The organism is Desulfocurvus sp. DL1XJH-121, from assembly GCF_054819825.1.
The window spans coordinates 1-10,310 of record NZ_JBTVWW010000046.1; the positions used below are offsets into that span (position 1 = coordinate 1).

7 protein-coding genes are annotated in these 10,310 nt (G+C 66.1%); 1 reads left to right on the forward strand and 6 read right to left on the reverse strand.

The window, feature by feature from the left end; genetic code table 11:
- Positions 1–640: 640 nt before the first annotated feature.
- The gene (locus ACYYG1_RS17090; protein WP_461211545.1) at positions 641–2,755 is read right to left on the reverse strand and encodes a DEAD/DEAH box helicase; all 2,115 of its coding nucleotides are present in this window, start codon (positions 2,753–2,755) and stop codon (positions 641–643) included.
- A gap of 177 nt (positions 2,756–2,932) precedes the next feature.
- On the opposite strand from ACYYG1_RS17090, the gene ACYYG1_RS17095 reads away from it, so the two are divergent.
- Positions 2,933–3,202: a hypothetical protein gene (locus ACYYG1_RS17095; RefSeq protein ID WP_461211546.1), complete on the forward strand. Its 270-nt coding sequence runs from the start codon at positions 2,933–2,935 to the stop codon at positions 3,200–3,202.
- Here ACYYG1_RS17095 and ACYYG1_RS17100 read toward each other — a convergent pair.
- The 5 genes from ACYYG1_RS17100 to ACYYG1_RS17120 form a co-directional block, all read right to left on the reverse strand.
- The gene (locus ACYYG1_RS17100) at positions 3,199–3,915 is read right to left on the reverse strand and encodes a hypothetical protein (RefSeq protein ID WP_461211547.1); all 717 of its coding nucleotides are present in this window, start codon (positions 3,913–3,915) and stop codon (positions 3,199–3,201) included. The genes ACYYG1_RS17095 and ACYYG1_RS17100 overlap by 4 nt on opposite strands.
- A gap of 289 nt (positions 3,916–4,204) precedes the next feature.
- On the reverse strand, positions 4,205–5,308 hold the full coding sequence (gene ald / locus ACYYG1_RS17105) for an alanine dehydrogenase (RefSeq protein WP_461211548.1): 1,104 nt from the start codon (positions 5,306–5,308) through the stop codon (positions 4,205–4,207).
- Positions 5,309–5,357: 49 nt separating this feature from the next.
- Positions 5,358–5,852, reverse strand: a complete 495-nt coding sequence (locus tag ACYYG1_RS17110; RefSeq protein ID WP_461211549.1) for an Lrp/AsnC family transcriptional regulator — start codon at positions 5,850–5,852, stop codon at positions 5,358–5,360.
- Positions 5,853–6,041: 189 nt separating this feature from the next.
- Entirely contained in the window at positions 6,042–7,364 is a 1,323-nt protein-coding gene (locus ACYYG1_RS17115) for a histone deacetylase family protein (RefSeq protein ID WP_461211550.1), read from the reverse strand.
- 189 nt (positions 7,365–7,553) lie between these two features.
- Positions 7,554–9,239 (reverse strand): hydantoinase/oxoprolinase family protein, encoded by a 1,686-nt coding sequence (locus ACYYG1_RS17120; RefSeq protein WP_461211551.1) that lies wholly within the window; start codon positions 9,237–9,239, stop codon positions 7,554–7,556.
- Positions 9,240–10,310 lie beyond the last annotated feature (1,071 nt).

Here is a 10,310-nt window from a genome sequence, read left to right on the forward strand (position 1 = left end):
CCACAAGAGACTACTCAACCAACTGAAACAATGGACTAAAAAACGGCTGTAGAAGCTCTTAGCTAGGACAGCCCCTTTATTTTTCCCTGTCGCGTTTTCGGATCGGGAGGCTTTCCGTCGGTGCCCTGGCGCGTGGCGCGGGAGAGGTTCGCGACCGCCTGGATTTGTCCCGCCCCTGCGGCGAAGCCGCACGGCGGGGGAAATCCTTCGAAGGGAGCGCGCCTCTCCCGCGCTACGCGACCGCAGCACCATTGAGCCTTCCCAAAGCCCCCCCTCATACCTGTTGCGGAACGCGGCGGGAGGGCACGTTTGGTTTTGCATAACAACAGGCTGGCGTCCGGCCAATCAGATCATCGGGGCGACGCGGAGGCGTATCGCGTAGCCCCGCCAAAGCCCCTGCCCCGCCGACACGCGTGGCATTATGGTTGGACACGCCTTGGCGTCTCCGTTTTGTTTGTGGGTGCGGTATCGCCTCCACCCCAAGAGGGGGGCAGGGGAGTCCAGGGGCCTGGGGGGCTCGCCCCCTGGCCCCTTTGCCAGCTGGTTCAAATGCGCAAGCGCCTGAACCGGCTGGCCCCCCTTACCCAAAAAAACAGGGGAGCCCTCATCGGTCTCCCCTGCTGTTTTTTGTCTTCGCGCCCTAGGCCATGTTGCCGTTCGGCTCGCCGCCGCCCTCGCCGGGCTTTTTGCGTCTGCGCTTTCTCGGCCGCCGCTTGCGCTTGGGCTTGGACGGGTCGTCCTGGGCCTCGTCGGCCCCGGCCCCGGGCGCGGCCTCGGTGCGGCTCGGCTCCTGCGGCCTGTCGTCCCTGGGCGGGCGCGGCTTGCGTGTGCGCTGCTGGCCGCCGGACCTGCGCTCTTCCGTGGGCGCGGCGGGCGCGTTGCGCAGGGTGGGCATGTACACGTTGTCCAGGAGCATGGCCACCAGGGAGCGGCCGTCCTCGGTCTCGTTGAGGGTGGCGGTGAGGGCCTCGTAGCGCGACAGGCGCTCGCGCTGCACGTTGTCCAGGCCGCGCATGCGGCTTTCCAGGAGCGCGGTCATGCGATGGGAGACCATCTTCTGCACGTCCTCGTCCGTGGGCGGCTCGCGTTTCTCGAAGTTGATCTTGTAGGTCCTGCCGATCTTCTCCAGGGCCAGCTTCTCCATCACGTCCACCAGGGAGATGACCTCGCCCGAGGCTCCGGCGCGGCCCGTGCGGCCCGCGCGGTGGATGTAGACCTCGTGGTCCTCCGGGGGTTCGTAGAGGATCACGTGGGACAGGTCCGGGATGTCGATGCCGCGCGCGGCCACGTCCGTGGCCACCAGGAAGCGCAGGTCCCCGCGCCGGATGCGGCCCAGGACCTGCTCGCGCTTGTTCTGGTTCAGGTCGCCGGACAGCTCGTCCGCATCGTACCCGAAGCGCTGCAGCACGGCGGTGATGTAGTGCACGTTCTGCTTGGTGTTGCAGAAGATGAAGGCCGAGGCGGGATTCTCGGTCTCGATGATGCGCACCAGGGTCCTGTCCTTTTCCATGGCGTTGACTTCGTAGAAGCAATGCGGGGTGTTGGCCACGTGCACGTTGTCGTGGGACAGGGACAGGAGCTGGGGCTTTTCCATGAACTCACCCGCCAGGCGCATCACGTGCGGCGGATAGGTGGCCGAGGTCATGAACATGTTGACCTTGCGGTCGGGCAGGTAGCGCTGGACCTGCTTCATGTCCGGGTAGAAGCCGATGGACAGCATGCGGTCGGCTTCGTCGAAGACCAGGATGCGGATCTCGTCCAGGGTCAGGGAGCGCCTGAGCAGGTGGTCCAGCACGCGGCCGGGCGTGCCCACCACCATGTGCGCGCCCTCGCGCAGGGCGTCCAGCTGCGGGCCGTAGCCCGTGCCGCCGTACACCGCCGCGATGCGCACGCCCGTGTCCTTGGACAGGGCTGCGGCCTCGTGGGCCACCTGCACGGCCAGTTCGCGCGTGGGCACCAGCACCAGGGCCTGGCACTGATCCAGCTCGGGATCGATGCGGTCCAGGATGGGCAGGGTGAAGGCGCCCGTCTTGCCGCTGCCCGTGCGCGACTGGATCATCAGGTCGCGCCCGGACAGGAGATAGGGAACGGCCATGGCCTGCACGGGCATGAGTTGGTTCCAGCCGGCGCGCTTGCAGGCGTCCTGCAGGGCCTGGGGCAGTTCCTCCAGGCTGGTCTCGGGCAGGGAGTCCTCGGGCTGCACCACGTCGTCCGGGCGCGAGGCCGCATAGGCCTCGACATGGGTGCGGGCCTTGGGCTCTTCGGCTTCAGGGGCTTCTGGAGCCTCTTCCTCGGCCGGCCCGGCCGGAGCCTCAGGCGCTTCAGCGGCTTCGGCCTCGTCGGCTTCCTCGGGGGCGATCGCTTCGGGCTCCTCGTCGGCCTGTCCGGCCCTGGCCGCTTCGCGGAAGGACATGGCGTAGCGCAGGGCCTCCACGGACGCTGGGCCCTGGGCGGTCTCGGGCAGCACGTCGGGGGCCGGGGCCGCCTCGGCGGTCGCAGGCTCGGTCTTGGGTTTGGGTTTTCTTTTTCTGGGGGGACGCTTCTTGCGCGGGGCCTCTATCTTGGGCTCCTGCGCGGCGTCCTGGGGCTGCTTGGATTCCTGCTCGGCGGGGCCGTCGTCCTTGGAGGGTTCCTTGGGGGCCTGCTGTTGGGCGGCCTGCTGTTCCTTGTCGCTCTCCGGGCGCGGTTTTTCCGCGGGCTTCTTCGGGGAGCCGCCCTTGGGGCTCAACCCGAAAATGCTGCCGTTTTCACTCATAATGTCGTTTTTCCTCCTCAAAGTCGTGCGTGGCGAATCGCTTGGATTCTGCCATGGTTCGCCTGTTTTGGCTACAAGCCGTGTTGAAATCCGTATTCTTCACCTGCGGCGGGATCGACCGGGGCTCCTGTTGACAAATCGTCATCATCTTGTATTGCGGATGGCAGGAGGTCCCTCATGCCGCGCAAAGTCCGATCCGTCAGGGTGCCCGAGGAACTGGAAAAGCTCGATCTCTCGGGCGTGGTCCATGAATGCGAGCGGTACCTGCGCGACCTGGAAAGCGCCACGCTCCTCAAGATGGAGGGCAACCAGGAGGCCGCCGAGGCCCTGCTCAAGTCCCGCCAGGCCGATCTGGGCAAGAAGGTCGGCCACAAGGTCTGGGAGGCGCGGGTGGCCTATGGCGAGAAGCGCCGGCCCAAATCCGCCCCCCGGGACAACGCCGACTAGCGCAGCGCCGCCAGGGACGGCTGCGCGGGCAGTTCGCTCTCGGTCATGAGCTCGGCCCGCACCGTGGGCGTCCCGGGCATGCCCCGGGTCTCCTCCGTCTTCACCAGCAGGCCGTCGGAGGCCCTGTACCAGTAGTAGGACTTCCAGAACATGCCCCGTATGCCCGGCACGGTGTATTTGACCTTCACCGCCTGGAAGCTCTTGTCCCCCGCCTTCACCTCTTCCGTGCCTTCGCGGATCGCCACCAGCTTGACCACCTGCTCCTCCTCGGGCTTGGTCACGTAGAACTCCGTCTTCTCCCGGCCGGAGAGCACGAAGTCGCTGAGCAGCAGCACCGAGCCGTACCAGACTCCGTCCATGGGGAATTCCTGGTCCATGGATTTGCCGTCCAGCGTGCCCGTGAGGCGCAGGCCGCCCTCCTGGCGGCGGAAGGTCAGCTCGTCCCCGCTGTCCGGGGCGGCGTATTCCTCCAGCACGGTGTCCAGGTTCTCGTCGCAGACGATGGTCCGCTTCACGCCCTGGTTGAAAAGCTGGATGCGGTAGCCCGAGGCTGTTTTTTCCACCAGGTATTCCTTGCTGGTGGAGACGTCGCCCGCGCGCTCGGCGTAGACCAGGCGCAAGCCGCTCTCCCCCGGGCCGAAGGCCAGGCCGGGGATGGGCAAGGCGGCGCTAGCCGCCAGGCAGAGGACAACAAGGAAGAGGATTCGTTTCATCGGGCTCCGGGGGAACGCTCATCAGCCAAGGGTTCCCCGGCTTCCATGTGCCGCGCGGCCGTGTTTTGTCAAGTCCCGGCATGTTGGGCGGCCATGCGCACGGGCCCGCCGCCCATGCGGCTTTTGGCTTCGGGGAGCGGATTTTGCGTCCGGGGAACAGTCTTCGCCTCCTGCCCGGGAGGCGGAGAACCCTTGCCCGGCAAGGGCTGATAACCTGTCGGCCCAAGACAAGGGCCCCCGCCTCCTTGCCGGAAGCGGGGGCCCGAATGCTCAAAGCGCGGTACCGTGGTTACAGAACCTGCAGGGGGGCGGCTGTTTCGATGCCGAAGGCCTCGCCAACGGCGGCGAAGGTCAGCTTGCCCTTGTGGGTGTTCAGGCCGAGTTGCAGGGCCGGGTCTTCCTTGATGGCCTCAAGGCCCTTGTCGGCCAGCTTGATGGCGTAGGGCAGAGTCTGGTTGGCCAGAGCGAAGGTGGAGGTGCGGGGCACCGCGCCGGGCATGTTCGTCACTCCGTAATGCACCACGCCGTCCACCAGGAAGGTGGGGTCGGTGTGGGTGGTGGGCTTGGTGGTCTCAATGCAGCCGCCCTGGTCCACGGCCACGTCCACCACCACGGAGCCTTCCTTCATGGTGGAGATCATGTTGCGGGTCACCAGGTTGGGGGCCTTGGCGCCGGGGATGAGCACGGAGCCGATGAGCAGGTCGGCGAACTGCACGGCCTTGCGGATGTTGGGCTCGGTGGAGGTCATGGTGATGAGGCGGCCGCCGAACACGTCGTCCATGTAGGTCAGGCGCTTGTGGCTGATGTCCAGCACCGTGACCTGGGCGCCCATGCCCAGGGCGATCTTGGCCGCGTTGGTGCCCACTATGCCCGCGCCCAGGATGACCACCGCGCCGGGGGTTACGCCGGGCACGCCGCCCAACAGGATGCCGCGTCCGCCCTGGGATTTCTCCAGGTAGTGCGCGCCCACCTGGGTGGCCATGCGGCCGGCGACTTCGCTCATGGGGGTCAACAGCGGCAGGGAGCCGTCGGGCAGCTGCACGGTCTCGTAGGCCACGGCCGTGGTGCCGCCGTTAAGGAGCGCGTCGGTCTGGGGTTTGTCGGCGGCCAGGTGCAGGTAGGTGAAGAGCAGGAGGTCCTCGCGCAGGAACTTGTACTCCGCGGCCACGGGTTCCTTGACCTTGACCACCATCTCGGCGGCCCAGGCCTCCTCGGCGGTCACCAGCTTGGCGCCGGCGGCCTCGTACTCCGCATCGGCCAGGCCGCTGCCCACGCCGGCTCCGGCCTCCACCAGCACGGTGTGGCCACGGCGAACCAGGGTCTCCACCCCGCCGGGGGTCATGGAGACACGATTTTCCAACGTCTTGATTTCCTTGGGAATTCCAACAATCATGGCTTTGCCCTCTCTTAGATTTGTTTATCCCGCGATGCGGGCGGGTCGGCTATTTGCTGAAGCGGTCGCGCACGGAGCGCGGCAGCAGTATCCATTTTCGCTTGGCCTTCATGACCATGAAGGACTCCGAGGAACTGACCCCTCCGAGGTTGGAGAGGTCCTCGTTGATGAAGCTGTAGAGGTCGTCCATGCCCTCCAGGAGCGTGGCCTCGACGATGATGTCGTAGCGGCCCGTGACCACGGCCACCCAGTTGATCCTGTCCAGGTTGGCGATCTTCTCCACCATGTCGTCCATCTTGGAATGGGTCTGGACGTTGATGCCCACCAGGGCCACTTCCAGGCCGCGGATTTTCATGGGATCCACCAGCCCGGCCACTTTGAGCATGCCCGAGTGTAGCAGATTCTTCAGACGGGTGCGCACCGTGGGGCTGGTCACGCCCATGCGCTCGGACAGGGCCCCGGCGGAGAGCTGGCCGTCCTCGGCCAGGAGGGACACAAGACGCTGGTCCTGTTCCGGGAGATCCTTGCGGTCGGCTCTGTTCATGGTTGTTCCTTAAATATCGGGTCTGGATTTTCTAAAAGAACAATTCAATGTCTAATTTCTATCTGTTTAGTAAAAATCATGTCAAGAAATTTTCATTTGCTCCGCCGATATTTGTCCGGGGCGCAACGCGAAAGGCCGCATCCCCCGCGCGGGGTTGCGGCCCTGGAAAACCGTCGCGGCGACGGGAGCCTAGAAGCCGAACTGGCGGTAGTTCCTGCCCTTGCGGTCCATGAGTTGGATGTAGCGGTAGCTGCCCTTGACCTGGGCCTCCTCGAACAGCTGCAGGCCCTTGGCGTGGCAGCGTTCGCAGGCGTCGATGGGGATCTCCACGCCCACGGAGAGCGGGTTCAGGGTGGACCAGGACTCCGTGCGCACCACCCCGGGGCAGTGGTCGCAGACCAGGGTGGACTGCACCTGGGACTCGCTGATGCCGTCGGTGTCGTAGTAGATGTCCTTGTGGCGCACCAGGAAGCCCTCGGCGGTCATCTCGCCCTGGATCTTGTCGCGCGGGGGGGTGAAGTACAGTTCGCGGATCTCGTCGGAAAGGCGCTTCACGTAGTCCGTGATCTTGGGATCCTGGCGCAGGCGCGCGGGGTCGTAGGACGGCTCGCGCACCCCGGAATAGTCCAGCCCGGCCATGGCCAGGCAGATGCCCAGGTTCACGTAGGGCAGGGCCCCCTGGATGGCGTAGCCGCCCTCCAGCACCGCGATGTCCGGATTCAGCTTCTCGTTGAGCAGGGCGTAACCCTGGGCCGAGAAGTTCATGTTCGTGATGGGGTCGGAGAAATGGTTGTCCTGGCCCGCGGAGTTGATCACCAGGTCGGGCTTGAAGTCCGCCAAGAGCGGCAGCACCACGTTGTCGATGACGTGCAGGATGCCCTCGTCCCCCGTGCCCGGGGGCAGGGGGATGTTGATGGTCTTGCCGAAGCCGCCCGGGCCGCCCAGATCAAGAGGAAAGCCCGAGCCCGGATACAGGGTGCGGCCGTCCTGGTGCAGGGAGATGAACAGGGTGTTGGGGTCGTTCCAGTAGATGTCCTGGGTGCCGTCCCCATGGTGGCAGTCCGTGTCCACGATGGCCACGCGGCGCTGGCCGTAGGCCTCGCGGACCCACTCCAGCATCATGGCCTCGATGTTCACGTTGCAGAAGCCCCGGTTGCCGTGCACGAAGCGCATGGCGTGGTGCCCCGGGGGCCGGACCATGGCGAAGGCCTTGTCCTGCTCCTTCTCCATCACCAGGCGCGCGGCCGTGATGGCCCCGCCCGCGGAGATCAGATGCGACTTGGTGACCATGGACTGCGCGTCGGGCAGACAGAAATGCACCCGCTCCACGTCCGCGAGCTCGGCTACCTCGGGCTTGTGCTCGGTCACGCCGTCGATGTCGAACAGCCCCTCCTCGCGCAGCTGGTCCTGCGTGTACAGCAGGCGCTCCTCGCGTTCCGGATGCGTGGGGCTGATGGCCCAGTCAAAGGCCGGAAAGAATACGATGCCCAGTCTGTTCTTGGCTTCCAACATGGATGGCTCCGTTATGCGGGGCTTGCCGGGGGGAGGGGACCCTTTTCTTGAGGAGAAAAGGGTCCCCTCCCCCCGGACCCCCCTCCCCTCCCAAAAGACCTTTTTATTTGGGTGGGGTGTGGTCCGAAATATGCCCCTGTAGGGATTCTCAAGGGGGGTACCCCCTTGAGCCGCCGGAGGCAAAATTGCTTAGTCCTTGGCCTGGGTGACGATCCCTGGACGGACCTGGCATTTGACGCGGATGTTGCGGCCCGAGGTGCCGGAGTAGTCCACCATGTTGAAGGACTCGGCCTCGGTGATCTCGGGCTCCACGCCCTGTGCGCCCGCGCCCGCCAGGTAGTCGACCATGGCCGCCAGGGCGTCCTTTTGGGCCTGGTCCAGGGTGTAGGAACGCGGGATGTCCCGGGCCACGTCCAGCCCGGGGATGAACATGCGGCCTTTTTCCGTGTCCGCGAACAGCTCCAGGTCCACGGTGGGCCTGGTCAGGGCCGCGCCGATGGCGTTGGCCACGGCGTGGTGTCCGGGCAGGTCCACGGGCATTTCCAGGGCCTGTTCCAGCTGCAGGGCCATGGCCTTGGCCGGGCCGCCCATGACGTAGCAGCGCGCCGGGCGGATGCGCTTGCCCTTCAAGATTTCGCGGATGGTGTACACGGGCTTGGCGTTGATTTCGTCCACCATGTCCCGGGCCGCCTCGCGGATGGTTCCCACGGCCCGGGCCACGGCCTTGCGCGCCAGGCGCTCCGGGGCCATGTCCCAGAGTTCGGCCAGCTTTTCGATGCCCGCGCGCGAGGCCTCGACGTCACCGAAATCCGACAGGCCCAGGTAGTTCAGGGCGTCGGTGAGCGCGGCGGAACAGGGCCGCCTGCCCTCGGCCTCTTTGGGGCCGCAGTTGGCCAGGGCCGGGCCCTGGCGGTCCGGGCCCACGGTCACGGTGCCGTCGGCGCGCGCGCGGATGCGCGAATCGCCGCCCACGCCGATGGAGCGGATCTTCAGGGCCTTGACCAGGGTGGGGTACGAGCCCACGGTCATGCCCTCCTCCTCCACCACGGGCGAGCCGCCCGCGAACACCGAGATGTCCGTGGTGGTGCCGCCGATGTCCAGGGTCACGCAGTCTTCGCGGATGTCGCAGAGGGCGATCATGCCCATGACGCTGGCCGCCGGGCCCGAGAGGATGGATTGCACCGGGAACTGGGCCGAGGCCGAGAGCGGCATGGTGCCGCCGTCGGCCTTGAGCACGTTGATGTCGGCGTCGAGCCCGAATTTGTCCAGAGATTCGCGCACGGCCAGTGCGAAATCGTTGTACGTGCGCCAGACCGCGCTGTTGAAGTAGGCCGTGGCAATGCGCCGGGGGAAGTTGAGCACCCCAGACAGGGTGTGCCCCAGGGTGGTGAAGTCGGCCCGCCCGTCCAGGGCGGCGGCCAGGGCGTTTTCCTGGTCCGGGTTGCGCGGTGAGAACTTGGTCACCGCGGCGAAGGCCCGGATGCCCGCGGCGCGGCATTCCTCCATGGCCTGTTCGATCTCGTTGGGGTCCAGGGAGGCGATTACGGTGCCCCGGTGGTCCACGGAGCCCGAGAGCACGTGGAACCGGCCGCCCACGCGATAGTTTTCCGGGTCGATGCCCGGCCCGGCCGAGACCAGCAGGCCCACTTCCTCGGTTTTGCTCTCCACGATGGCGTTGGTGGACAGGGTGGTGGACAGGTTCACCGTGCGGATGTCCCCGGGGTCCACGCCCTCGAGCACCGCCCCCAGGGCCGCGCGGATGGATGTCAGCAGATCGTCATGGTCCGTGGCCACCTTGGCCTCGGCCAGAACCTTGCCCCGGTCCAGCACCACCGCGTCGGTGTGCGTCCCGCCTACGTCTATTCCAAGCAACATGTGCATGTCTCCGTTCTCAAGCCTTGAACGAAGTCGAGAATACCAGGGAAATCCAGGGTATGAAAGGATTTCGGGTCAATGGACAAAACGGGCCGGTGAACGAGTCGCTTCTTCCATAAAATGGGTTTGGAGGATGGGGGGCCGGGCTTTTTTTGTCGTGGTGCAAAACCACTGGTGCCCTCCCTCCCCTCCCGCCGCGCTCCCTCGCGGGTAGGGCGTTTGTTTGTCGGGAATGATGGGGGAGATGGCGCGGCCGCGCCCCGGGCGGGTACGGGGGGCTTCGCTTCGTTGATTACCATCACAGCCGCTGCGCCCCCCGTACCCGCATGGGGCGCTGAGGCATCACGGTGGTGCGGTCCCTTGTTGATTCTTCCCCTCGTGTCGCGGCACAGGTGATGCCGCCCCGTCGCACGAGCCCGGCTTCGCTTCGCTGATTTCCATCACAGCCGCTGCGCCGGGCAGCGCGCCGGGGCTTTGGGAGTCCCGAAGGGTTTGGCGCAAGCAGTGCGCCGGCACGGGGCAAGGTATGATTTCAGCCAGTACCCCTTCCACATCGTCAGGTAGGATACTTCTTCTTTTTCCCCGTCGCGTTCTCGGCCCGGGAGGCTTTCCGTCGGTGCCCTGGCGCGGGGCGCGGGAGAGGTGTGCGACCGCCTGGATTTGTCCCGCCTCTGCGGCGAAGCCGCGCGGCGGGGGAAATCCTTCGAAGGGAGCGCGCCTCTCCCGCGCCCCGCGCCCGCAACACTAAATACCCTCCCCCAAAACCACCCCCTCATACCTGTTGCGGAACGCGGCGGGAGGGTGGGAGGGCACGTTTGGTTTTGCGCAACAGCAACTTGGCGTCCAACAACTCAGATCATCGGCGCGACGCGGAGGCGTATCGCGTAGCCCCGCCAAAGCCCCTGCCCCGCCGACTCGCATGGCTTTCATGGGAGGACACGCCTTGGCGGTGTCCAGCAGCATCTTTGGCCCGGTAACGCCCCCACTCCAAAAAGGGGGCAGGGGATTGCAGAGCATGTGTGTCTCTCGTCAAGCCGGAATGTCGTTGGTCTTCATGTTTTGATCACGCAC